This is a genomic window from Collinsella aerofaciens (assembly GCF_001405375.1).
Lineage (GTDB): Bacteria > Actinomycetota > Coriobacteriia > Coriobacteriales > Coriobacteriaceae > Collinsella > Collinsella aerofaciens_F.
Map to the genome: position 1 here is coordinate 20,916 of NZ_CYYP01000003.1, position 23,879 is coordinate 44,794.

Below are 23,879 nucleotides of genomic sequence, written 5' to 3' on the forward strand. Positions count from 1 at the left end.
TTATTGTTAGTATAGCACTAACAATAGTTACTCGCCCAGCTGATCAAGGTCGATATCGCCAAAGAACACCTGATCCTCCTTGCCGAGCGCACTCGGGATGATGGAGAAGGTGTTGGAGATGCCGTCCTGAGCATCGCGGAACGGGAGCTTGGAAACCGAAGACAGCGAAGCGATGGCGCCGTGGCTATCGCGCTTGTGCATGGGGTTAGCACCCGGGGCGAACGGCTGGCCAGCCTTGCGGCCGTCGGGCGTGGAGCCGGTCTTCTTACCGTACACGACATTGGAGGTAATGGTCAGAACCGAGGTCGTGGGCACGGAGTTGCGATAGGTGTCGTTCATGCGGATGTACTCCATGAACTGGTGCACAACGTCGTGAGCGATCTGGTCGACGCGGTCGTCGTCGTTACCGTACTTGGGGAACTCGCCCTCGGTCTCGAAGTCGACGATGATGCCGTTCTCATCACGGACGGGGTGGACCTTGGCGTACTTGATGGCGGACAGGGAGTCAGCCACGACGGAAAGGCCAGCGATGCCCGTAGCGAACCAGCGGTGCACGTGCTTGTCGTGCAGAGCCATCTGGATGCGCTCGTAGCAGTACTTGTCGTGCATGTAGTGAATGATGTTCAGCGAGTTGACGTACACGCCAGCGAGCCACTTCATCATGTCGTTGTACTTGGCCACAACGTCGTCGTAATCGAGCGTATCGCCCTCGACGGCGCGATACTTGGGACCGACCTGCTTCTTGGAGACCTCGTCAACACCGCCGTTGAGTGCGTACAGCAGGCACTTGGCCAGGTTGGCGCGGGCGCCGAAGAACTGCATCTCCTTGCCGATGCGCATGGAGGACACGCAGCAGGCAATACCGTAGTCGTCGCCATGATAGACACGCATGAGGTCGTCGTTCTCGTACTGAATCGAGGAGCTGGCGACAGAAGTCTTGGCGCAGAACTTCTTGAAGTTCTCGGGCAGACGGGTCGACCACAGAACGGTCATGTTGGGCTCGGGGCTGGTGCCCATGTTCTCGAGCGTGTGCAGGTAGCGGTAGCTCATCTTGGTAACGAGCGTACGGCCGTCAACACCCATGCCGCCGATGGACTCGGTGACCCACTGCGGATCGCCGGTGAACAGGGCCTGGTACTCGGGGGTACGGGCAAACTTGACCATGCGGAGCTTCATGATGAAGTGATCCACGAACTCCTGGATCTGCTCCTCGGTGAAGGTACCGTTGGCAAGGTCGCGCTCAGCGTAGATGTCGATGAACGTAGAGGTACGGCCGATGGACATAGCGGCGCCGTTCTGCTCCTTAACGGCAGCAAGGTAGGCGAAGTACATCCACTGGATGGCCTCCTGCGTGTTGGTGGCAGGGTTGGAAATATCGAAACCATAGGTCTCGGCCATCATCTTGAGCTCGCCGAGGGCGCGGATCTGCTCCTGCAGCTCCTCGCGGTCGCGGATGTTGTCGGCGGTCATGACCGTCGGGGTGGAAGCCTTCTGGGCCTCCTTGTCCTTGATCAGGTAGTCGACGCCGTACAGGGCAACACGACGGTAGTCGCCGATGATACGGCCGCGGCCATAGCCATCGGGCAGACCGGTGATGATGTGAGCCGAGCGGCAAGCACGCATCTCGGGGGTGTAAACATCGAAGACGCCAGCGTTGTGGGTCTTACGCTCGAAGGTGTAGCGCTCGACAACGTTCTCGTCGACCTTATAGCCGTGCTGGCTGGCAGCCTGGCAAGCGATGCGGATACCGCCGTTGACGTGCAGCGCGCGCTTGAGCGGCTTGTCGGTCTGGAGACCGACGATGGTCTCCTTCTCGCGGTGGGCGTTATCGATGTAGCCAGCGGGGTGGCTCACGATACCCGTAACGGTCTTGGTGTCCATATCGAGGACACCGCCCTGCTCGCGCTCCTTAAGCAGCAGGTCGAGAACCTCGCCCCACAGCTCCTTGGTACGCTCGGTCGGGCCGACGAGGAACGACTCGTCGCCCTCGTAGGGGGTGTAGTTCTTCTGGATGAAGTCTCGGACGTCAACCTCTCCCGTCCAAATGCCTTCCTTGAAGCCTTCCCATGCCTCCTGCATTGTGTAACCACGCTCCTAGTTACGTGTTATGCGGCGCTCTCTCACACCGCTGCTTATTGAATTCTTGAATGTTCGGCTTGCACTACCGGCTTCTTCCGTTCTTCACCACACGTTGGTGCAGAGAAAAACGTTTGTCCACCTTGGAACTACAACCCAAAACCCAAGATTTCACCCGTTTGAGAAGGATAACATAGCGACCCTCTCCATCTGGGCTGTTATATGTTTCTTTTTTTATATCATAAGGGCGTTTTTTACAAACCCGCAGGAAATGCGAGCGCGGACAGCTACCGTTCACCGATTTGTATGTTATTTTTCCTTGCCTTTGTACGACGTTCACTCTAGCTGTTATGCCAGCTTTAGCAGGGTAAAGTGTCCCAGAGACCCTACAGAAACTGCAGGGCGGCCACGGGATCCCCCGTGGCCGCCCTGTGGCGTAGCTAGTTTTTAGCTTTGATTGCCGTTTGGCATTAGGCGGCTGAGGCGGCCTTGTCGGTCGTTGCCTTGCCGTTGCTCTGCTGGCCCTCAAAATGCTTGTAGCACCAGCTGGTGACCAGCGGGGTCAAAATAGCCGTCACGATTGCGCAGGCGGCAACCTGTGCCGTAGCCGTCGCGAGCACGGCGCCACCGTACAAGGCCTCGTTGACGCTTGCCATGGCAGCAGGCGTGGCCACATTGGCTCCGGCGCAGCTCGAAATGGCCGCACCTGCGACACCCGTACCGCCCGTGAGCTTATCGACCGCGATAACGGGAATTGCAAAGACCACCGAGCAGATCACGCCGAGCAGAATACCGGGGAGACCGCCATTAATGAGCTGGCCAAAGGTCATGGTCGAGCCCATGGCAAAGAAGACGAGCACGATGATGGCGGAAAGTGCCGGTGCCATCATCTTCTTAAAGCTGGGGAACAGGTTACCCAGAATAATGCCGACGACGATCGGCAGAATGGCACCCACGAGCGACCAGCCGATCGGGGCCTGGCCGGCAGCGCCGAGCACGATCATCGTGACCGGAGGGCCGACAACCAGCGTGGTGATGGCGACAGCGCCACGCTCAGCCTCGTTGCCCATGGTACCCATCAGCCCAGCGTACATAGCGTTGTTGGCGCCGGTGCAAGCCGCCAGCATCACCATGGCAGAGATGCCAAACAAGTTGTCGTTGAACACATAAAGGATGAGCAGCGACATGGCAACGACCACGATCTGCTTGACGGCGATGATGATGGCGCCGCGGGCAGCGGCGGCAGGAGCGCTCTTAAACGAAATCGTCGTACCGACGATGAGCAAAAAAGCGCCCACGAGCGGGCCAGCGCCCTGCTGGGTCATGCCAAGCGTAAAGCTGCCGAGCGTTTTGAACAGGTCGGGGAATAGCGTGTTGAGCAGACAGCCCAACAGAAGCGGCACCAAGATATTGGCGCCCGGGATGGAGGACATCTTAAAGAACGGCTCCTTTGCCGCCGGCGCCTCCACCGCAGCCGATTCACTCATATATATCTCCTTTGGATGCATGCGAATCGTAGCCGCATGCGCCTATATCAGAAAGAAGGCGACGGTCCCGAGTCGCAGGAGCCGTCGCCGAATAATCATCGCGGGGTATTACCCGTCCAGGACGATGCCGCCGTCGCAGTCACCGATCTCGCCGTTCACGAAGCTGGCGAGGTCGGAAGCGAAGAACAGCACCATCTGCGCAGGCTCGCTGGCCTGGGCGGCGCGGCCCAGAGGGATACCGTTGATGATGCGCTGAGAGTTCTCGTCAGAGAGAATCGAGGTCATATCGGTCAACGTGAGCGACGGGCACACGGCGTTGCAGCGAACGCCGAACTTGCCGCCTTCCTTGGCGACTGCCTTGGTTAGACCGTTAACACCGGCCTTGGAGCTAGCGTAGGCAGCGGTGCCGAGCAGGCCGCCGCCGATCTTGCCCGCAACAGAGCTCACGTTGACGATAGTGCCGGCATGGGCCGCCTTAAAGTGCGGGTACACGGCGTTCATCATAGTGAAGGTACCGTTGAGGTTGATGTCGATGGTGCGACGCCACTCGGTGTCATCGATCTCGTCAAACTTCTTGGTGCTGATGACGCCAGCGCAGTTGATCAGGATGTTGGTTTGCGGCAGGTCCGTAAAAATCTGCTCGACGGTCTCGCGCGCCTTGGGCGCATCGGCGACATCGAGCTGATAGAACTTGTTGCCCTCGCCAAGCTCGGCCACAGCGGCCTCGCCCTTAGCAGCGTTCCTTGCGATGAGCGCGACATGTCCGCCGCCCGCGACGATGCCCTTGGCGATCTCGAGGCCAATGCCCTGAGTGCCGCCCGTGACAATCGCGGTCTTGCCCGTGAAGTCAAATGCCATGACTCCATCCCCCTTTATGTAAGGTGTCTCCTTGCGGGAAGTTGGAGCATCGCACGTGGCGATTATATGAGTCCCAGTCGTCATGGTGGTGACAACCCCTCGCCTAACCGCGTGCATAGTAGTTCTTTGAAACGCTTCAGCAATTGAATGATTTTAAGTCTTAATGCACTCTTAATATTGCCTAGCGGCCAAGTAGATTTTTGGGACATGCTTAGAAATCTACCGCATAGGGCGTGCGTGCAGGGGTATCATCTTTCACCGAAAATAGTTTCTAGTGTTAGGGGTTTTCGGTGGAAGATACCGATTTCCGTGAACTTGGGCGTCAGCTCCTTACCGAGTTCGGCAGCATGCATCAGCGCATTTCGCGCTTTGCGGACAAAGCCCTCGGCGGCGAGATGGCCGTCATGCGCGCCCTCATGCTCGCTGGCGGTTCGCTCACGCCGAGCGAACTCGCCGATCGCGCCTGGGTCTCGAGCGCCCGCATCGCCAATATCCTACGCGCTCTCGAAGCCAAGGGCTGGGTCGAGCGCGAGCACTCAAAGACCGACCGTCGTCGCGTACACGTCACGGTGACCGACAAGGGATTCCAGGATCTCGAAATCAAACGACGGGAATTCGAGGAGCGCACCGCGGCCTTCCTCGAGCAGCTCGGCGAAACAGATACCCAAGAGATGGTGCGCCTTCTAAGACGTGCCAACGAAATTATCGACCGCAATCAAGAAAGGAGAGATGCCGAGTGAGGATTCTCAAGCTCTTTAAAAAGCACGTCCTGGCACTGTTCACAGCTATCGTACTTATCGTAATCAGCTGCAACGCCGATCTGGCGCTGCCTACCTATATGAGCGACATCGTCGACGTGGGCGTGCAGCAAGGCGGCATCGCCTCGCCCGTGCCCGACACCATTCGCGCCGAATCGCTCGACGACCTCGAACTCTTCATGAGCGCCAAGGACGCCAAGGCTGTGGAGGCCGTGTTTAGCAAGGCTGACAAAAACGGCATTCGAACGTACATGGGCACCGAGGAAGAGCGTGCCGATGGCAGCAAGCTCGCCGATATCATGAGTCTGCCCGAGACCGTCGTCCTTTCGCTCGACCAGGGCATCGACGCCAACTCCATGGGCGACATGATGGGCTCGTCCAGCGAGAAAGACGACAACGCTGCCCAGGCCATGCCCACCCCCGAGCAGATGGCTGCCATGACACCCGAACAGCTCGCCGAGATGCAGCAGAAGGCCGCAGCCGCGCAGAGCATGCAAAAGCAGATCGACGCCGACGGCGGCAAGATCACCATGAAGAGCCTGCGCCTGGGTGTCGAGGGCGGTCTGGTAGACCAAAGCAAGCTCGTCGAGGGCGCCAACCAAATGGCAGACAAAATGGGCTCCATGTCAGGCTCCATCGTCACCCAGCGCGCCGTGAGCTATGTACAGGACGAGTACAAGGCACAGGGCATCGACCCCGCCGACGTGCAGAACGCCTACCTGAGCCGCATGGCGACCACGATGTTTGGACTGTGCCTCGTGTCGCTCGTCGCCACCATCCTGACCGGTGCCGTGGCTTCGCGCACCGCCTGCTCCATCGCCCGCGACCTGCGCCGCGAGACCTTCAACAAGGTTATGCACTTCTCGCCGGCCGAGGTGGGCAAGTTTAGCCAGGCCTCGCTCATCACCCGCTGCACCAACGACATTCAGCAGATCCAGATGGCCGCAACTCTGTTTATCCGCATGTGTCTGATGGCCCCCGTCATGGGCATCGTCGCCGTCATGCGCGTCCTGGCCAACCATACCGGCCTGGAGTGGACCATCGCCGTTGCCATCATCGCGGTCTCGGCCGTCGTCGGCGTGCTTATGGGCCTCACCATGCCCAAGTTCAAAAAGATGCAAAGCTTTGTTGACCGCGTGAACCTTACCGCCCGCGAGCTGCTCGACGGCCTTATGCCCATCCGCTCGTTCAACCGCGAGGAACATGAGCTCGAACGTTTTGACAAGGCGTCGCTCGACCTGATGACCACGCAGCTCTACACCAACCGAGCCATGAGCTTTATGATGCCGCTCATGATGCTCGTCATGAACTGCATCACCGTGCTTATCGTCTGGTTTGGCGCGCAGGGCGTGTCCGACGGCGTGATGCAGGTCGGCAACATGATGGCGTTTATCTCCTACACCATGCAGATCGTCATGGCGTTTATGATCCTCACCATGGTTTCGGTCATCCTGCCCCGTGCCGAGGTCGCAGCCGAGCGCGTAGATGAGGTCATCACCTGCCCCACGAGCATCAACGACCCTGCCTCGCCCAAACTGCCCGCGGCCAGCTCGCCGCGCGGTGAGCTCACCTTCCGCGACGTGAGCTTCCAGTACCCCGATGCCCGCGCCGACGTCATTAGCGGTGTGAACTTCACCACGCATGCCGGTCAGATGCTCGGCATCATTGGCTCCACGGGCTCGGGCAAGTCCACGCTTGTGCAGCTCATCCCGCGCCTGTACGACGTCACGGGCGGCAGCATTTCGCTCGACGGCATCGACGTGCGCGACATGACCCTTTCCGAGCTGCGCCGCCGCATTGGTTACATCCCGCAGCAGGGGCGTCTGTTCTCGGGCACCGTCGAGAGCAACCTCAAGTTTGCCGGCGACATGGTGAGCGATGATGACATGCGCCAGGCCGCGCGCATCGCACAGGCCGAGGACTTTATCGCCGAGCGTGAGGGCGGTTACGACTCCCCCATCAGCCAGGGCGGCTCCAATGTTTCGGGCGGCCAGCGCCAGCGTCTGGCCATCGCCCGCGCATTGGCCAAAAAGCCCGAGATCGTGGTGTTCGATGACTCGTTTAGTGCCCTCGACTACAAGACCGACGCGCGCCTGCGCGAGGAGCTGGCCAAAAACGTTACCGACGCCGCACTCGTGGTCGTGGCCCAGCGCATCGCGACCATCATGCACGCCGACCAGATCATCGTGCTCGACGACGGCCACGTAGTGGGCACCGGCACGCACGAGGAGCTGCTGCGCAGCTGCTCGGCGTACCTGGAGATCGCACAGTCGCAGCTTTCCGCCGAGGAGCTGGGGCTTACCCAAGAAGAAATTGCAGCCGTCATGGAAGGAGGCGAGCGCTAATGGCAGACGAGACCAAGACTCAGATTCCCAAGCCCACCCGCCAGCGTGGTCCCATGGGCCGCATGGGTGGCATGCGTCGTGGCGAAAAGGCCAAGGACTTTAAGGGCACCATGAGGCAGCTGCTCGGCTATATCGGCCAGCACAAGATTGCCGTGTTTGCCGCCGTCGCCTTTGCCGTGTGCTCGGTCATCTTTAACATTGTGGGACCCAAGGTGCTCGGCCAGGTTACGACCAAGCTGTTCGAAGGCCTGGTCGCCAAGGTCAACGGCACCGGCGACGTTGACTTTGACTGGATCGCCAAGACGCTCGGCTTTTTGCTCTGCCTGTATCTGGCGAGCTCTGTCTGCAGCCTGATCCAAGGCTGGCTCATGACCGGCGTCACGCAAAAGATCTGCTATCGCATGCGCAAGGAGATCGCCGCCAAGATCGCTGTCGTTCCGATGAGTTACTTCAACGGCCACAGCAAGGGCGATGTGCTCAGCCGCATCACCAACGACGTCGATACGCTGGGTCAGTCGCTCAACCAGAGCGTGACGCAGCTTATCACGTCGGTCACGCAGATTATCGGCGTGCTCATCATGATGCTCTCGATCAGCCTGCCGCTCACCGGCGTCACCGTGCTCACGCTACCGGCAGCCGCAATTATCTTGATGGTGATGATTCACTTCTCGCAGCCGTACTTCCGCGAGCAGCAGCAGGTCCTGGGCACCGTCAACGGCATCATCGAGGAGGACTTTGCCGGCCAGAACGTCATTCAAGTGTTCGACCGCGCCGAGGCCTCAATCGAGGAGTTCGACCGTCAAAACGACCGCCTCTTTATTAGTGGCTGGCGCTCGCAGTTCCTGTCGGGCCTGATGATGCCGCTTATGAGCTTGGTGGGCAACATGGGCTACGTGGGCGTCGTCGTGGTGGGCGCGCAGCTCGCGCTGACCGGCAATGCCACGCCCGGCGACATCCAGAGCTTTATCCAGTACGTTCGCAACTTTACGCAGCCCGTGCAGCAACTGGGCAACGTGAGCAACACGATGCAGTCGATGGCAGCCGCCACCGAGCGCGTCTTTGAGTTCCTGGCCGCGCCCGAGGAGGAGCAGAAAGCCGACGCGCAGATTCCCGAAAAGCGCCCCGGCCATGTGGAGTTTGATCACGTCAAGTTTGGCTATACGCCCGACAAGACCATCATCCACGACTTTAGCTGCGAGGCGCAGCCCGGCCAAACCATTGCCATCGTCGGCCCCACCGGCGCCGGCAAGACCACGCTCATTAAGCTGCTGCAGCGCTTTTACGACGTGGACGGCGGTTCGCTGCGCGTCGAGGGCGTCGACGTGCGCGACTGGGACCGCGCGGCGCTGCGCGGCGAGTTTGCCATGGTGTTGCAGGACACCTGGCTGTTTAACGGCACCATCCGCGAAAACATCCGCTACGGACGCCCCGATGCGACCGACGCCGAGGTCGAGGCCGCCGCACGCGCCGCACGCTGCGACCACTTTATCCATACGCTCGCCGGCGGCTACGACTTTATGATCAACGAAGAGGGCACTAACCTGTCGCAGGGTCAACGCCAGCTCGTGACCATCGCCCGTGCCATTTTGGCCGACCGTCCGGCGCTGATTTTGGACGAGGCGACTTCCAACGTCGACACCCGCACCGAGGAGCTTATTCAGCGCGCCATGGATGCGCTGATGCAGGGCCGCACGAGCTTTGTCATCGCGCACCGCCTGTCCACGATCCGCAACGCCGACGTAATCTTGGTAATTCGCGACGGCGACATCGTCGAGAAGGGCACACACGACGAGCTACTCGCCCAGGGTGGCTTCTACGCCGACCTGTATAACTCGCAGTTCGACGAGGCGGCGTAACAACCGGCGGCAAACAACCGCAATGCCCAGAAAACGGGGGCGCAGGACAACCTGCGCCCCCGTTTTTGCTCTGCGGCCCTCAAACCGTCTCCCCTGGGACCTGATTGGCAGCCCCTTCGAGGCCCCGTGGGCAAAAAAGGGCAAATATGAGTACTGTTACCTTTTTAGTAACAGCCAAAACAGCCCCAAATGCCGTTTTCACGGCTTACACGCGTCCCTAAATTGATCAAACAGCCCTATAGCGGACTTATATGTGTTTGCGTTAATAAACATATTTTGCTGTTATGTCTATTATTTTGCGAAGGCAATATGATACTAAGATAGCAACCGTACTCATATTTGGCATTTTTTGCCCACAGGGTATTTCCTGGGGAACTGACAACAGCCTTAGGGTCCCGCGCGGCGCCGCTCCCTCCCGGCATTCGCCGACATTTGCCCAGATAAAACCTGCCAAAATAAACCTGTCTCTTTTTGGTAGGTTTCGGGGTGACAAGGGCTTGCACTTTAGCGTGCGACAGCGGATAATGCCGAGCATTCGACAATACGCTTATTGCTCTTTCTATAGATTGAGGAGACCCCTATGGCCATGGAATTCAAACGCAGGCTGCCGATCCCCATGGAGATCCGCAAGGAAATGCCACTTTCTGCCGAGCTTACCGCCAAAAAGCAGGCATTTGACGCCGAGGTCGCCAAAGTCTTTACCGGCGAGGACGCACGTAAGGTGCTCATCATCGGCCCGTGCTCTGCCGACCGCGAGGATTCGGTGCTCGAGTATATGAACCGACTGGCCAAGACCGCCGAAGAGGTCAAGGACAAGCTCATCATCATTCCGCGCGTCTACACCAACAAGCCGCGCACCAAGGGCACCGGCTACAAGGGCCTGCTGCACAACCCCAACCCCGAGGCTCCCGACGACCTGCTCGAGGGCGTCAAGGCCATCCGCCACATGCACCTGCGCGTTATTGAGGAAACGGGCTTCTTTACCGCCGATGAGATGCTCTACCCGTCCAACTACCAATACCTCGTCGACCTGCTGAGCTATGTTGCCGTGGGCGCACGCTCGGTCGAGAACCAGGAGCATCGCCTGGTGTCGAGCGGCATTTCGGTACCCGTCGGCATGAAGAATCCCACTGCCGGCTCTACCACCGTTATGCTCAACTCAATTTACGCCGCCCAGGCGCACCAGAGCTTCATCTTCCGCAACTGGGAGGTCGAGTGCGACGGCAACCCGCTCGCACACGCCGTTATGCGTGGCTACATCGGTCTCGATGGGCGCACCTACCCCAACTACCACTACGAACACCTGGAACGCCTGGCCGAACGCTATACCGAGCATGCCGGCTATGCCAATCCGGCAGCGGTCATCGACTGCAACCACGACAACTCGGGCAAGCGTCCGCTGGAGCAGTATCGCATTTGCAAGGAGGTGCTCGACAGCTGCCGCCGCAACGAGTCCATCTCCAAGCTGGTCAAGGGCTTTATGATCGAGTCCTACCTAGAAGACGGCAACCAGCCGGTCGACGGCGGCGTCTTTGGCAAGTCGATCACCGACCCGTGCCTGGGCTGGGAAAAGACCGACTACCTCATCCGCGAGATCGCGGAACGGGTGTAGGTTACGGCGTTTTACCAGACGCCGTAACGGCTCGACGCTGCGCGGGTCGCATTTGAGACAATCTGACGTTCAACTTCAAGGGCGCGACCAGAAGGTCAGCGCCCTTTCGTTTCACGTCACCTTGTCTCAAATGCGACCCGCTCGCTGTCCGTCCTCTACCTGCGGCGTTATCTTGCTCCGGATGTGGCAGTTAGGGACGCTCCTTTTCTGCCGGCGGTTTGGGACACTCCTTGGGTAGCCGTTGGGGACGTCCCCAACGACTACCCGGGAGAGTTGCCTTCCCTCGTGGCGGTCTTCTAGCAGAAAAACCAAGTGAGTAGGTTTTTTGCAGAAGGCCGAGCACGCCCCAAAACGCCACAGTTCTGACCTGCGGTTTTATCGATCATTTGTCGCGATGTGCTCGACAGGTTCAAAAAAGTCTACTCACTTGCATCCCAGACACACCAGGTTGGAAAAACCGCCGCGAAAGGGCCCCTGGTCCCTTCGCGGCGGTCATACGCCTCTGATTTTGCGACGATTTTGCCCGCTTGTTACTCGCTGTAGCGGGTGGCGATGGCGGCTTGTACCATGCCGGCGCTCATGAGGTAGGTCACCAGGAAGTAGCCACCGTATGCTGCCAGGAAGATTGCACAGGTGAGGCCCACGGTGCCGCCGATGCTCATATTTCCGAAAATGCTCACCAGCTCGATGATCACCTTAAGTGCCACAAAGGAGTGCGCCAGGCCCACTGCCAGCGGGAACAGGAAGAACACCGCTTGTTGCGCCATCACCGAATGGCGAATCTGGCGGTCGTCGCAGCCGATCTGTGCCAGCACACGATAGCTGCGGCTGCCGTCGGCCACGTTGGAGAGTTGCTGGATCGATAGAATCGCCGCGCACGCAACAACCAATACAAAGCCGATGTAGATGGCTAGGTAGCTAATAAGACCGTTCATTTGCGCTGCTTGCGTGTACATCTCGGAGCGTGTGATGAAGGTTCCCCACGACCCCGGTTCCTTGCCGTCAACGAGCAGATTGTCGAGCACAGTGTATTTAATACTCTCGTCTGCCTCGGTCGAATCCATCCCCTGTTTGTAGTTAACGAGCAGGCTACTGGAATACGGCTGCAGATTAAGTTGGGACAGCAGCTCGTCGGCAACGACGACGGTACCCCCATTACTGCCCATCGCCGAGTTGGCGATGGCCGCCGTGTCCTCGTCCGACTTATCGGTTGCGGGCTTGAGCGTATGCCCGCCCAAGGTAAGGGCATGACCGTCAGCCATATACTTGGTGTACAGGTCGACCAGCTCGCCACCCATATCACACGTAAGCAGATACTGGTCATGACCGATGTGCACCGGCTTCTTGCCCATCATCTGGCGCAGTTTGTTGTACTGGCTCGCCGGCGTCACAAACAGACCCATCGTATCGGCATTGCTACCCCCGAACGCCTTGGGAAGCTTTTCGCCCATGGCCTTGCACATTTCACTTGGAGTCACCGAAGGATCCGAACCGCCAAGCGGGTAACTCAGATACGAATCGATCTGCACATGCTCACCGGCAACATCGGCGATATTGACCTTCTTGCCGGTCTCGTCGTTGTTGTCCGCCGACTTGCCCTTAATACCGTCTGCAACGTTATCGTGATCGATACGATCGCCGTGCCATGCGGAGTACAAATCGACCGTACTATCGGCCAGCACCATTCGATCGGCCTCAGACGGATTGAAAGACTCTTTGTAGAAGTCGAGCGTATCGGGCGTGTAATAGACATACGTCTGCGACATGTCGGCCGGATTATAGCGCTCCAGATTCTCGTTCATCACATTGGCAATCGACATACCGCACGTCACCGAGGTGATGGCCAAAAACAGGAGCATCGCGATGACGCCCATCGAAAAGCACACCGTATTAACCTTGGCCGCAAGCTGGCGCACGGTAAACATATTGAGGCCGCGCCAATACACGCTGCGCAGGCTCTGCAGCAGCTTGATAAGCATGCCCGAGAGTCCCCAGAACAGCGCAAAGGTACCCACGGTAACCATAGCGGTTGTAATGCCAAACTGGCTCATGGCCTCTTGCAGCTTGCTGTCCGTCGCGGTTAGCGGGAACCCATCACGTAGCAGACGGTAATAGGCCACGCCCACAAGCACCACGCCCACGGCAAAGATGGCAATCGCGATCCAGGGGTTGCGTGTCTTGATGCTCTCGTTGCGACGCTCGGCACCCATAAGCTCGATGAGTTTGGTACGACGCACGGCGCGAAGGTTCAGCAGCAGCGTGAGCACAAACATTACGAGCATGCAGGCAAGGGTCAGGTTGAACGCATGCACCGAGAAAAAGAAGTGGAAATTGGCAATCTGTGTCTTAAAAAGCGAGGCCGTAAAGAACGTCATGAGCTGGGAGAGTCCCACACCCAGCACAATGCCGGCGACAAAGGCCACGACCGAGACAATCACCGTCTCGAGCGCCATGATCGTGGCGACGCGCCCGCGCCCCATGCCGAGCACCTGGTACAGGCCAAACTCCTTCTTGCGGCGTTTCATGATGAAGTTATTGGCGTACACCATCAAAAAGGCCATGACACCGGCCAAAAAGTACGTCAGGTTGCCGAGCATGCTGCCCATAACCTGCGCCAAGCCCTTTTCATCGATTCCGGCGATGTCGACCTGCATCGAGATGGTGTTAAAGGCATAGAAGACCGTGACGCCCAGGGTGAGCGTCAAAAGGTAGACGAGGTAATCGCGGCCGGCGCGGCGGACGTTGCCCCAAGCGAGTTTACAGAGCATCGGAGCCCTCACCGCCCATCATGGCAACGACCTCCATAATGCGGTCGAAGAACTCTCGGCGGTCAATGTCGCCGCGGCGCAGCTCGGTGAAGATCTTGCCGTCGCGGATAAACAGCACACGGCTCGTGTAGCTGGCAGCAAAGCTGTCGTGCGTGACCATGAGCACGGTGGCGCGTAGGCGGCGGTTAAGGGCCTCCAGGCTCTCGAGCAGCAGGCGAGCGCTCTTGGAATCGAGGGCGCCGGTGGGCTCGTCGGCCATGATCATGGTGGGGTCGGTGACGAGCGCACGAGCCGCGGCAACGCGCTGCTGCTGACCGCCGGACATCTGGTAGGGATACTTGTCGAGCACGTGACTGATGGACAGGCGCGCTGCCACATCCTGCACGCGGGTCGAGATCTCTGCCGAGTTTGTGCGGGCGATGGTGAGCGGCAGGGCGATGTTCTCGCGTGCCGTGAGCGTATCGAGCAGGTTGGAGTCCTGGAAGATAAAGCCGAGCTCCTCGCGGCGGAACTGCGAGAGCTTGGCCTGCTTCATGCGTGTTACGTCCTGCCCGTTGATGCGGATCGTGCCACTTGTGGCGCTATCGATGGTCGAGACGCAGTTGAGCAACGTCGACTTGCCCGAGCCCGAGGCGCCCATGATGCCAACGAATTCGCCGCGGTTGACGGTAAAGCTGACGTCGTTGAGTGCACGGGTCACGTTGCCCAGCGCTCCATATACCTTTTCGAGATGCGCGACCTCCAGTACCGGGGTCGCCATGTGCGTGGTTTGCATACCGAGTCCTTTCTTGCGATTAGTCTACGGCATCTATAGTCGCAAGAAGACGAGTCGGCTACCATCGATATGGCTTACGCTTGCCTTACCGTTGTGTAAGGTACGGACAGCCACCCTGTCATGTGTCGTTGTTGAGAGAGGACTCCTGTTGAAGACTGTTCATGTTGCCGCTGGGATCATTCGCAAGGAAGGATCTGACGAGCTGCTTGCCGTGCAGCGCGGCTATGGCGACATGCAGGGACTTTGGGAGTTCCCCGGTGGCAAGCTCATGCGCGGCGAGACACCCGAAGACGCCGTGCGACGCGAGCTTATGGAAGAGCTGCAGGTAAAAGTCACCAACCTGCGCGATTTTTACACCGTTGAGTATGACTACCCCGATTTCCATCTCTCGATGGAGTGTTACTACTGCTCGCTCGCCGATGAATCCGATGAACCCCAGAAGCACGACCGCCAGCTCGATATCCGCTGGATTCCGCGCACCTCGCTTGCCACGGTTGAGTGGATGCCCGCCGACAAAGGGCTTATCGATGCTCTGATTGAGTTGAAGGAAGATCGGCTTGAGGCCAACGGCACTGCCAACGACGCCGAGGCCACCACGAACGACGAGCCCGCTTCCAGGCCCAAGCGCGCACCTAAGCGCCGCAGCAAAAAGCGTCCCAAACCAGGTCTGCTCGACGGCATCGATACCTCGGACCTTTCCGCTGACGAGCGCGAACTGGTGCGCCGTCGCGCCGCCATCAAAAAGTCCATGAAGGGCAACAAGCGTGCGAACACCAAGCCCGAGCTGCTCGTTCGCCAGCGCCTACGGGCCGCGGGCCTTACGGGCTATCGTTTGGAATGGAAGGTTCCCGGCAAACCCGATATCGCCTTCCCCGGGCGCAAAATCGCCATCTTCGTCAACGGTTGCTTTTGGCACCGCTGCCCCAAGTGCAACCCCAGTCAGCCCAAACGCAATGTTGAGTTTTGGGAAGCAAAATTCCGTCGCAACGTCGAGCGCGATCGCGCCGCGGTGGCAGCGCTCACTCAAATGGGCTGGACACCCATAACCATCTGGGAATGCGAACTCAAAAAAGACCGCATCGACGCCACCATGGAAAAGGTCATCGAGCAGGTGCGCGCCGCAGAGCCGCAGCGCTAACAGCAAACATTCACACGCTCCGCACGTCCGCGCCACAATCCTTAGAAAGCCCTTAAGCTCAAAACCTTTCAAAAGTGTTATTCGATACCTCTGACCTGCAGTTTCATCGTAACACCAAACCAGGTTAAGCCTTTCTTTAGCGCTTCTTTGCAGAAGCCGCGGCATAATACTGCCAACGCACGGGACCTAGCAGCACACCCCGTGCGCAACCTTTTGGTGGATATCGAGGAGGCCGCATAAGCATGCATTCTTCCAACGACGCAGCACAGCAGCCATCCCTAAATCATGCAAACCTTTTCTCCTTCCCCCCGACACAGAGAAACGGCCTCCTCGACTCCCCCACCACAAAAACCAAACGCTCTGCAGACCAACACCTCAACCTGCAGACATCCTTCGAAAAACTCCAAGCCTCACTAGACCAGGCATTCCCCAACCAAGCCCGGGCATACTAATCCCCCATCAGCAAAGAAGCCCTAACGCCCCACCCATTTCCGCCCTAACGCCACAAGGGCGACGACCTCGAGTAGGTCAACTTGGGAGGGACGAGGGCTTAGTCCCCCAATCTTTCCGCAGGGGGCAAAAAGCCTCGCCGCACGAAGTGCGCAGCGAGGCTTTTTGCATGCCCGAGGACGATTGGGGAACTAAGCCCTCGTCCCTCCCCGGGATATGTAGCGAGTCGGAGTACCCTTGCTGTTACTCTGCTTTGCCCACAGAGTTGAGGTTGGTCATGCGGATCTTAACCAGCTCGGTGATCTCGCGCATACCCTCCTTGGCCGGCTTCTTGGGATCGAAGCAGGCGGGGTTCTCGGCCATGTAGGCCATGAAGCCCTTGGTGTAGGCCTGACGCAGCTCGGTGGCGTAGTTAACCTTGCAGATGCCGTTCTTCACGGCCTCGGCAACCTGCTCATCGGGCACACCGGAAGTGCCGTGCAGAACCAGCGGCACGTCGACGGCGTCGCGGATGGCCTTGACCACGGACTGCTCGATGTGCGGATCGCTCGTGTACACACCGTGGCTGGTGCCAACGCCAATAGCGAGGGAGGTGCAGCCGGTGCGCTCGACGAACTCCTTGGCCTCGGCCGGATCGGTGTAGGGGCTCTCGCCCTCAACTGCGGGACCGTCGTCCTCCTTGCCGCCAACCTTACCAAGCTCAGCCTCGACAGGCACGCCCATGGCGCGGCCAGCATCGGCGACGGACTTGGTCAGGGCGATGTTGTCCTCGAAGGACTCGTGCGAACCGTCGATCATGACAGAGGTATAGCCGGTGCGGAAAGCCTGCATGCAGCGGTCATAGCCATCGCCGTGATCGAGGTGCAGAGCGACGGGCACGGAAGCGCGCTCGGCGGCAGCCTTGACCATGCCGTAGAAGTAGTCCAGACCAGCGGTCTTGATGGTGCCCGGGGTGGTCTGCATGATGACGGGGGACTTGGTCTCCTCGGCAGCGGCCAGAACGGCCATAACGAACTCGAGGTTCTCGACGTTGAACGCGCCAACGGCGTAATGACCGGCCTGAGCGTCCTTGAGCATCTTTTCGGTGGTAACAAGTGCCATGAGCGTTTGCTCCTCTCCCTCGCCCGCATCTGGACATCGGGCGTAGTTGTTCACAAGGCGTTTTACCTTGCGTTTTGCTGCGCTCATTGTATGAAATTCAGCGGCTTTACACGCGCGAGATATTGAGCCCATGCAGGTCAATACAGTCGTTTTTGAAAAGTAAACGGAAGGAATTTGAGCCGAGTGGACATGTTCGATATTGAATTTTGGGCGTTCAGCATCTTTCTTTTATAGAAAAGATAAGTAATCGAAAGGTGTTTTCTTACCCAAAAAGAAAATGAACGAAAATAGAGTCAACACAATTCCTGCAAATTTAGCCGAGAATGGAGCAAACATGGCCCAAGCCACCAACCGTGCCTTTGCCGACGAACGCCGTACCGCCATTTTGGAAATGCTCGATCATAATGCCTCGGTGCAGGTAGCAGAGATCGCCCAGACCTTTGGCGTGTCCTCCGTCACCGCCCGCGCCGACCTGGACGCGCTCGCCGAAGCAGGCAAGCTGCGCCGCACGCACGGCGGTGCCGTATCACTCCACAAACGTCTGACCGTCTCCACGCAGGATCGCCGCATCAATGTCAACGTCGCCGCCAAGCAGGCCATCGCGCAAAGCGCCATCGAGCTCGTCAATGACGGCGACACGCTGCTCGTCGACTCGGGCACCACGGCGCTCGAGTTCGTCCGGCTCCTCGATCAGCGCGACGGTATCACCGTCATCACGGCCGACATTACCATTGCCGATTACATCGACGAGAGCATGCCCTCAGTCGATGTCGTCATGCTGGGCGGGGCGCTGCGCAAAGGCCATCGTTATTTGTACGGACCGCTCACTATGCAGGCGCTCCAAATGGTCCATGCCGATCTGGCCGTCATGTGCCCCGGCGCCTTTGTCCCCAGCTGCGGCTTTACGACCGACTTTCCCCAGATGGCCGAGACCAAAACGGCTATGATCACCGCGGCCCATCAAAGCGTCGCCCTCATGGACGCCAGCAAGGTTAACGGACGCGGCATGTACCGCTTTGCCGAGCTTGCCGATGTCGACTCCATCGTGATGGACCGTGACCCCGACCATGCCGTCGCCACCTCGATCGACGAGGCCACTGACAGCTCACGTCCAGCCCTCGTCATCGCCGGCGCTTAAACAAAAACCACCACAAAGGTGCCTGTCCCCTTTGTGGTGGTTGTGATGGTTGAGCGTCAAAAGTGAACGTGTCGCTACTTGGACAGCTCGTCAGCAAGGGCCTCGATCTGAGCGCGCGAGGCGTCGTTGAGCGAGCCCAGCACTGTCACCTTGTTCTGCGCCAGGGTGATGTCCTTCATGCCCTCGAGCTCCTTGGTCATAACCTTGGCGGCAGCGGGCGCCCAGGAACCGGCCTCGACGAGCGCCACGGTACGGTTCTGGTAGGCGTGCTCGGCGAGCGTATGGATGAAGGTGCTCATGCACGGGAAGATCTCGCCCTGATAGGTGATGGAAGCGAGCACCAGACGGTCATAGCGGAACGCATCCTCAACGGCCTCGGCCATGTCGTCGCGAGCCAAGTCAAAGACGGAAACCTTCTGGCCGCGGGCCTCGAGCGCAGATGCAAGCTCCTCAACGGCGGCCTTCAGATGGCCGTACACACTCGCATAGGCAATCGTGATGCCCTCGTCCTCGGGCTGATAGCTCGACCAGGTATTGTAGGTGTCGAGGTAATAGCCCAGATTCTCGGTAAGAACAGGACCATGGAGCGGACAGATGATCTGGATATCCAGATCGGCGGCCTTCTTGAGCACGGTCTGCACGAATTTGCCGAACTTACCGACGATGCCAAAGTAGTAGCGGCGCGCTTCGCAAGCCCAGCCTTCCGGGTCCTCGATGTCGTTGGCGCCAAACTTGCCAAAGCCGTCGGCACTAAAGAGCACCTTGTCGGTGGACTCGTAGGAGAAGATCACCTCGGGCCAGTGAACGTTGGGGGCGCCGACAAAGGTCAGGCTGTGGCCACCCAGGTCGAGCACGTCGCCCTCTTTGACGACCATCTTGCGCTCGGGGTAGTCGGTGCCAAAGTAGTTGACCATCATGCGGAAGGCGCCCATGCTGGCCACAATCTGTGCCTGGGGATAGCGCTCCATAAAGGCGGCGATGCCGGCGGAGTGATCGGGCTCCATGTGATGGACGATCAGGTAGTCGGGCGTACGGCCATCAAGCACGGCCTCGAGGTTGCCGAGCCACTCGTCAACAAAACCGCCGTCGACCGAATCGGCGACGGCGATCTTTTCGCCCAAGATAACATAGCTGTTGTATGCCATGCCGTTCTCGGACACGTCGTACTGGCCCTCGAACAGGTCAATGTCGTGATCGTCGACACCGATGTAGCGGATATCCTTGGTGATCTCCATCAGGCAAAGCCTCCTAGATAGACAAAAGAACCCGTCTATCATAGCACTCGTCTTTAGAGCCACAGCTATCTGCCGGCAACCTTACCGATTGTTATTTAGGCGGAATATACCGCCGTTGACCTGCAAAAACTATACGCGATGAGCTGCCGTGGTATGTCGAACGATGAGCTGGCCGGGAATACGAATAGCAACGGTTTTGCCCGCCGTACCTGCCTCGGGAACCGCATGCTCGAATACCTCGCGTCCGCGCTGATGCAGATCGAATCGCACAGTCGTGAGCTCGTTATGCGCGACAAAGTCGTCGAGCGAGTCATCGACGCCCACCACGCTTACGTCCTCGGGCACGCGCAAGCCGCTATCGCGCAGCGCTGCAATTGCGCCATTTGCCATCTGATCGTTTGCCGCGTAAATCGCCGTCATGGTGCGGTCGTGTTCGGCCAGATACCTACCGGCCTCGTAACCGCTGTTGGCAGACCAGTCTCCCTCGAGCGGCTCTGCCGGCTCGATGTGTTTACGCTCGAGTGCATCCTGCCAACCGGCGCGACGAAATTGTTCGTCAACCGAGAACGACGGGCCGCCAATATAGCGAATTTGCTCGTGCCCCAGCTCAAACAGGTGATCCATAAGCAATAGCGAGCAGCCGTAATGGTCGGAATCGACCGTGGTCACCCGCGGATGCGCGTACATGGTAACGATGACCGTACCAATGCCCGGCAGTGGATCAAACGTCTCAAAATCAGGCGCCATGCGACTCATGCCGATAATGATGCCGTCCACGGGCAGTGCGGCCATGCGACGCGTTGCCTCGGCAAGCGAAAACTCCTCGGTCTTGGACATCTCGACCAGCGTGATGGCGCAATTATGCTCGCGAGCAGCGCTGGCGATGCCGTCGATCATTGAGAGGTTGCCAAACTTGGTGACATCGTTGACGCACAGGCCGACCGAATGGTAACGACCGTCGCGCAGCGAGCGACCGGCATAACTCGGACGAAAGCCGAGCTCTTGCATGGCGGCCTGCACGCGCTGGCGCGTCTGCTCGTTCACGTTGGGCAAGCCGTTGGCGACGCGCGAAACCGTCTGCTGCGAAACGCCAGCAGCGCGGGCGACGTCGGCCATGGAGACCGGACGCGTGCCTGTATCGTTGGACGGGCGCCTTGCCACAAAATCACCTTCGCTCTTGCGAGATCTGAATAGCGTGAATGTCGGCCCGGGCAGAAACACGTCCCGCGCCGAGGCCCGCTATCGTCGGACGCATGTTAACGTACTCTACTTTTTCTATCTGCATCTCTTCTGCTTTATAAGTCCATACGGCACTACCGTTCACGGCCGAATATCGACCGATTACCAGATTCTCAAAAAGTGACAAGCGATGTGTTATGAGTACGTTAACATAGCCCGTAACGTGCGGTGTCGAGAACACTTGGTTCATGCCGCTTCAAGTTGTTAACGTACTCATAACGACGCAAAACTCATCCGTGCGCGCCAAGGAAAGGACTCCCATGACCACCCCCGACGAAAAGACACTCGCCATGCTCACCAAGCTGTTTGAGGAGGAGTTTGGCCCCATCGGCGACCGCCAGGTGCTCTACGTGCACGCGCCCGGCCGTTCCGAAATCAGTGGCAACCACACCGACCACGAGGGCGGCCACGTTATCGCCGGCTCGCTCGATGTCGCCGTCGACGGCATTGCCGTGGCGACCGACACCAACAAGGTTCGCGTAGCCGACGAGGGCTATCCCACGTTTGAAATCGCGCTCGACACGCTAGACGTTCAGGAGTCCGAGAAGGGCACGTCCGCGAGCCTCGTCCGCGGCATGGCCCACGAAATCGCTGCTCTGGGCGTTGAGCCCCAGGGCTTCGACTTCGCCTTCACCTGCTCCGTCCCCTCGGGCGGCGGCCTTTCCAGCTCCGCTGCTGTCGAAGCGGCATACGGTCGCGCCGTGGAGACGCTCTGGGGAGCACCCGCCATCGAGCCCGTCGCGCTCGCCCAGATGAGCCAGCGCACCGAGAACAACTATTACGGCAAGCCCTGCGGTCTGATGGACCAGGCCGCTGTGTGCCTGGGCGGCCTCGCCTACATGGACTTTGAGGACCAGGCTCAGCCTAAAACCCAGAAGCTCGAGCTCAACTTTGAGGATCACGGCTATGCGCTCGTGCTCGTTAAGGTCGGTGCCGACCACGTGGCCGCCACCGACGACTACGCCGCCGTTCCGCGCGAGATGCAGGACGTCGCTGCCGAGTTTGGCAAGGCACGCCTGTGCGAGGTAAACGTGGCGGACTTTGACGCCAAGCTCCCCGAGCTGCGCGCCAAGCTGGGCGACCGCGCCTGCCTGCGCGCCGTTCACTACTGGTACGAAAACGGCCTGGTCGACAAGCGCTGGGCTGCCCTGAACGCCGGCGACATCGACCGGTTCCTGGTCCTGACGCGCGAGTCCGGCGCCAGCTCCGCCATGTACCTGCAGAATGTTGTTGCCAAGCTGGGCTCCGAGCAGCCTTCCATGTATGCCCTGGCACTGGCCGAGCACGTGCTCGACGGCCGTGGCGCCGTCCGTATCCACGGTGGCGGCTTTGGTGGCACCATCCAGGCCTTCGTGCCGCTCGACCTGGTCGACACCTTTATCACCAAGATGAACGGCTGGCTGGGCGAGGGCTCTGCCCGCCACTACGCAATTTCTGACAAGGGGGCTTACGCGGCATGGCTGTAATGACTGACGTGCGCGAGGCCGCGCAGAACCTGATCGAGTACGCTATCCACCGATCGATGATCGGCCAGGACGATCGCATCTGGGCGTATAACACCATTCTCGAGTGCATCGGTGCTACGGGCCCGGCGCTCGACATGGCCTGGGCGCTCCAGGTTGAGAAACTATCGCTCTTGCACCCCGATACACTCCCCGACTTTGATCTTGAAGGCACGCTTGCCGCGCTTTCCGAGGCCGCCGTTGTCAACGGTGCCGCCGAGGACACGGCATCGGGCCGCGACCGCATCGCCATGCGCATCATGGGCGTGCTGATGCCGAGGCCTTCGGTTGTAAACGAGGAATTCAACGGCCGCATGGGCGTCAACGAGCCCCGCGCTGCGACCGACTGGTTCTACGGCCTGTGCTGTGACGCCGGTTACGTGCGCCGTGCCGCCATCGCGCGCAACATTAAATGGAGCACTTCCACCAACTGGGGTGACCTGGAGATCACCATCAACCTGTCCAAGCCCGAGAAGGACCCGCGCAATATTGCCGCGGCCGGTGCAGCCAAGAACACGGGCGAGAAGTATCCCGCCTGCCAGCTCTGCATCGAAAACGAGGGGTATCCCGGACGCTCCGCCGCAGCCGACGGCGGCGCTCATCCCGCCCGTCAGAACCTACGCGTTATTCCCATTCAGCTTGATGGCGAGCGCTGGGGCTTCCAGTACAGCCCGTATGCGTATTTTAACGAGCACTGCATTGCCATGAGCTCCGAGCATCGCCCGATGCACGTGGACCGCAAGGGTCTGACCTGCCTGCTCGACTTTGTCGACCTGTTCCCGCACTACTTTATTGGCTCCAACGCCGACCTGCCCATCGTGGGCGGCTCGATTCTGTCGCACGACCACTTCCAGGGCGGCGCTCACGAGTTCCCCATGATGCATGCCGCCGAGGTCTCGCAGTTTAGCGTGCCCGGTTTTGACCAGGTCAGCGGTACCGTGCTGCAGTGGCCGCTCTCGGTGCTGCGCCTGCGCTCGCATGACCGCGCTCAGCTGCTCGACGCTGCCGAGAAGATTATCCTCGCCTGGCGCGAGTGGACCGATGAGTCTGTGGGCGTCATCGCGTACACAGCCGATGGCGTGGCCCACAACACCGTGACGCCCGTCATCCGCCGCGTCGACTCCCGCGGCAATGCCGGCGGCGAGATTTACGAGGCCTACCTGGCGCTTCGCTGCAATATCACGACTGACGAGCATCCGCTGGGCGTGTTCCACCCGCATGCCGAGTACCACCACATTAAGAAGGAGAACATCGGCCTGATCGAGGTCATGGGCCTGGCCATTCTGCCGCCGCGCCTGGTTCCCGAGCTTGGCGCCGTCCGTGAGCATCTGCTGGCAGCCAAGGTCGATGCCAGCTACGATCTTGCCGGTGCGCTCGAGAGCGATGACCTTTGTCGCAGCCATGCCGCGTGGGCCGAGGACGTCTTTGCCCGCCGCGCCGACGAGCTTACGGCCGACAACGCCATCGATATCCTGCACGAGGAGGTCGGCGTGGTGTTTGGCCACGTGCTCGACAACGCCGGCGTCTTTAAGTGGGACGAA

General features: G+C 59.5%; 16 protein-coding genes. 8 read left to right on the plus strand and 8 right to left on the minus strand.

Features of this window, described 5'->3' with window-relative positions; genetic code table 11:
• Positions 1 to 27 precede the first annotated feature (27 nt).
• The 3 genes from pflB to ARB25_RS02175 form a co-directional block, all read right to left on the minus strand.
• Positions 28 to 2,079 (minus strand): formate C-acetyltransferase, encoded by a 2,052-nt coding sequence (pflB, locus tag ARB25_RS02165; RefSeq protein WP_035137643.1) that lies wholly within the window; start codon positions 2,077 to 2,079, stop codon positions 28 to 30.
• A gap of 467 nt (positions 2,080 to 2,546) precedes the next feature.
• Positions 2,547 to 3,563, minus strand: a complete 1,017-nt coding sequence (locus tag ARB25_RS02170) for a 2-keto-3-deoxygluconate permease (RefSeq protein ID WP_229065319.1) — start codon at positions 3,561 to 3,563, stop codon at positions 2,547 to 2,549.
• Between the two features lie 108 nt (positions 3,564 to 3,671).
• Positions 3,672 to 4,421 carry an SDR family NAD(P)-dependent oxidoreductase gene (locus ARB25_RS02175; RefSeq protein WP_006234857.1) on the minus strand — a complete coding sequence of 250 codons (750 nt, stop codon included), beginning with the start codon at positions 4,419 to 4,421 and terminating at the stop codon, positions 3,672 to 3,674.
• Between the two features lie 290 nt (positions 4,422 to 4,711).
• Between ARB25_RS02175 and ARB25_RS02180 the strand changes: the two genes are divergently transcribed.
• From ARB25_RS02180 to ARB25_RS02195, 4 genes are all read left to right on the plus strand, one after another.
• Positions 4,712 to 5,161 (plus strand): MarR family winged helix-turn-helix transcriptional regulator, encoded by a 450-nt coding sequence (locus tag ARB25_RS02180; RefSeq protein WP_052044097.1) that lies wholly within the window; start codon positions 4,712 to 4,714, stop codon positions 5,159 to 5,161.
• On the plus strand, positions 5,158 to 7,524 hold the full coding sequence (locus ARB25_RS02185) for an ABC transporter ATP-binding protein (protein ID WP_055285418.1): 2,367 nt from the start codon (positions 5,158 to 5,160) through the stop codon (positions 7,522 to 7,524). The genes ARB25_RS02180 and ARB25_RS02185 overlap by 4 nt, the downstream gene beginning before the upstream one ends.
• A complete protein-coding gene (locus tag ARB25_RS02190) occupies positions 7,524 to 9,380 on the plus strand; it encodes an ABC transporter ATP-binding protein (protein ID WP_082421821.1) in 1,857 nt (618 codons plus the stop codon). The genes ARB25_RS02185 and ARB25_RS02190 overlap by 1 nt, the downstream gene beginning before the upstream one ends.
• Before the next feature lie 580 nt (positions 9,381 to 9,960).
• The gene (locus ARB25_RS02195) at positions 9,961 to 10,992 is read left to right on the plus strand and encodes a 3-deoxy-7-phosphoheptulonate synthase (RefSeq protein WP_055285419.1); all 1,032 of its coding nucleotides are present in this window, start codon (positions 9,961 to 9,963) and stop codon (positions 10,990 to 10,992) included.
• A gap of 530 nt (positions 10,993 to 11,522) precedes the next feature.
• Here the strand turns inward: ARB25_RS02195 and ARB25_RS02200 are convergent.
• Together ARB25_RS02200 and ARB25_RS02205 are read right to left on the minus strand one after the other, a co-directional pair.
• On the minus strand, positions 11,523 to 13,760 hold the full coding sequence (locus ARB25_RS02200) for an ABC transporter permease (RefSeq protein ID WP_055285421.1): 2,238 nt from the start codon (positions 13,758 to 13,760) through the stop codon (positions 11,523 to 11,525).
• Positions 13,750 to 14,535: an ABC transporter ATP-binding protein gene (locus tag ARB25_RS02205; RefSeq protein ID WP_055285423.1), complete on the minus strand. Its 786-nt coding sequence runs from the start codon at positions 14,533 to 14,535 to the stop codon at positions 13,750 to 13,752. Before ARB25_RS02205 ends, ARB25_RS02200 begins: the two co-directional genes overlap by 11 nt.
• Before the next feature lie 148 nt (positions 14,536 to 14,683).
• Here ARB25_RS02205 and vsr point away from each other — a divergent pair, with 148 nt between their 5' ends.
• Positions 14,684 to 15,673, plus strand: coding sequence for a DNA mismatch endonuclease Vsr (gene vsr / locus ARB25_RS09730; protein ID WP_156327654.1), 990 nt, complete (start codon positions 14,684 to 14,686; stop codon positions 15,671 to 15,673).
• 693 nt (positions 15,674 to 16,366) lie between these two features.
• Here the strand turns inward: vsr and ARB25_RS02215 are convergent.
• The gene (locus ARB25_RS02215; RefSeq protein WP_022095149.1) at positions 16,367 to 17,224 is read right to left on the minus strand and encodes a class II fructose-bisphosphate aldolase; all 858 of its coding nucleotides are present in this window, start codon (positions 17,222 to 17,224) and stop codon (positions 16,367 to 16,369) included.
• 334 nt (positions 17,225 to 17,558) lie between these two features.
• On the opposite strand from ARB25_RS02215, the gene ARB25_RS02220 reads away from it, so the two are divergent.
• A complete protein-coding gene (locus ARB25_RS02220) occupies positions 17,559 to 18,362 on the plus strand; it encodes a DeoR/GlpR family DNA-binding transcription regulator (protein WP_055285425.1) in 804 nt (267 codons plus the stop codon).
• Between the two features lie 74 nt (positions 18,363 to 18,436).
• Here the strand turns inward: ARB25_RS02220 and ARB25_RS02225 are convergent, their stop codons facing one another.
• Both ARB25_RS02225 and ARB25_RS02230 read right to left on the minus strand, forming a co-directional pair.
• Positions 18,437 to 19,597 (minus strand): FprA family A-type flavoprotein, encoded by a 1,161-nt coding sequence (locus ARB25_RS02225; RefSeq protein ID WP_055285427.1) that lies wholly within the window; start codon positions 19,595 to 19,597, stop codon positions 18,437 to 18,439.
• Between the two features lie 129 nt (positions 19,598 to 19,726).
• Positions 19,727 to 20,713 (minus strand): LacI family DNA-binding transcriptional regulator, encoded by a 987-nt coding sequence (locus ARB25_RS02230; protein ID WP_055285429.1) that lies wholly within the window; start codon positions 20,711 to 20,713, stop codon positions 19,727 to 19,729.
• A gap of 383 nt (positions 20,714 to 21,096) precedes the next feature.
• On the opposite strand from ARB25_RS02230, the gene ARB25_RS02235 reads away from it, so the two are divergent.
• Both ARB25_RS02235 and ARB25_RS02240 read left to right on the plus strand, forming a co-directional pair.
• The gene (locus ARB25_RS02235; protein ID WP_055285431.1) at positions 21,097 to 22,302 is read left to right on the plus strand and encodes a galactokinase; all 1,206 of its coding nucleotides are present in this window, start codon (positions 21,097 to 21,099) and stop codon (positions 22,300 to 22,302) included.
• Positions 22,293 to 23,879 (plus strand): UDP-glucose--hexose-1-phosphate uridylyltransferase (locus ARB25_RS02240; protein WP_055285631.1); only part of this gene is annotated, 1,587 nt, incomplete at its 3' end. The genes ARB25_RS02235 and ARB25_RS02240, both read left to right, overlap by 10 nt.

Excerpts from the sequence above, each read along its gene's own strand:
- ARB25_RS02190 (WP_082421821.1), top strand. The coding sequence starts at position 7,524 with ATGGCAGACGAGACCAAGACTCAGATTCCCAAGCCCACCCGCCAGCGT.
- ARB25_RS02220 (WP_055285425.1), top strand. The coding sequence starts at position 17,559 with ATGGCCCAAGCCACCAACCGTGCCTTTGCCGACGAACGCCGTACCGCC.
- pflB (WP_035137643.1), bottom strand. The coding sequence starts at position 2,079 with ATGCAGGAGGCATGGGAAGGCTTCAAGGAAGGCATTTGGACGGGAGAG.
- ARB25_RS02235 (WP_055285431.1), top strand. The coding sequence starts at position 21,097 with ATGACCACCCCCGACGAAAAGACACTCGCCATGCTCACCAAGCTGTTT.
- ARB25_RS02225 (WP_055285427.1), bottom strand. The coding sequence starts at position 19,597 with ATGGAGATCACCAAGGATATCCGCTACATCGGTGTCGACGATCACGAC.
- ARB25_RS02175 (WP_006234857.1), bottom strand. The coding sequence starts at position 4,421 with ATGGCATTTGACTTCACGGGCAAGACCGCGATTGTCACGGGCGGCACT.
- ARB25_RS02205 (WP_055285423.1), bottom strand. The coding sequence starts at position 14,535 with ATGCAAACCACGCACATGGCGACCCCGGTACTGGAGGTCGCGCATCTC.
- ARB25_RS02195 (WP_055285419.1), top strand. The coding sequence starts at position 9,961 with ATGGCCATGGAATTCAAACGCAGGCTGCCGATCCCCATGGAGATCCGC.
- ARB25_RS02200 (WP_055285421.1), bottom strand. The coding sequence starts at position 13,760 with ATGCTCTGTAAACTCGCTTGGGGCAACGTCCGCCGCGCCGGCCGCGAT.
- ARB25_RS02215 (WP_022095149.1), bottom strand. The coding sequence starts at position 17,224 with ATGGCACTTGTTACCACCGAAAAGATGCTCAAGGACGCTCAGGCCGGT.
- ARB25_RS02170 (WP_229065319.1), bottom strand. The coding sequence starts at position 3,563 with ATGAGTGAATCGGCTGCGGTGGAGGCGCCGGCGGCAAAGGAGCCGTTC.
- ARB25_RS02230 (WP_055285429.1), bottom strand. The coding sequence starts at position 20,713 with ATGGCCGACGTCGCCCGCGCTGCTGGCGTTTCGCAGCAGACGGTTTCG.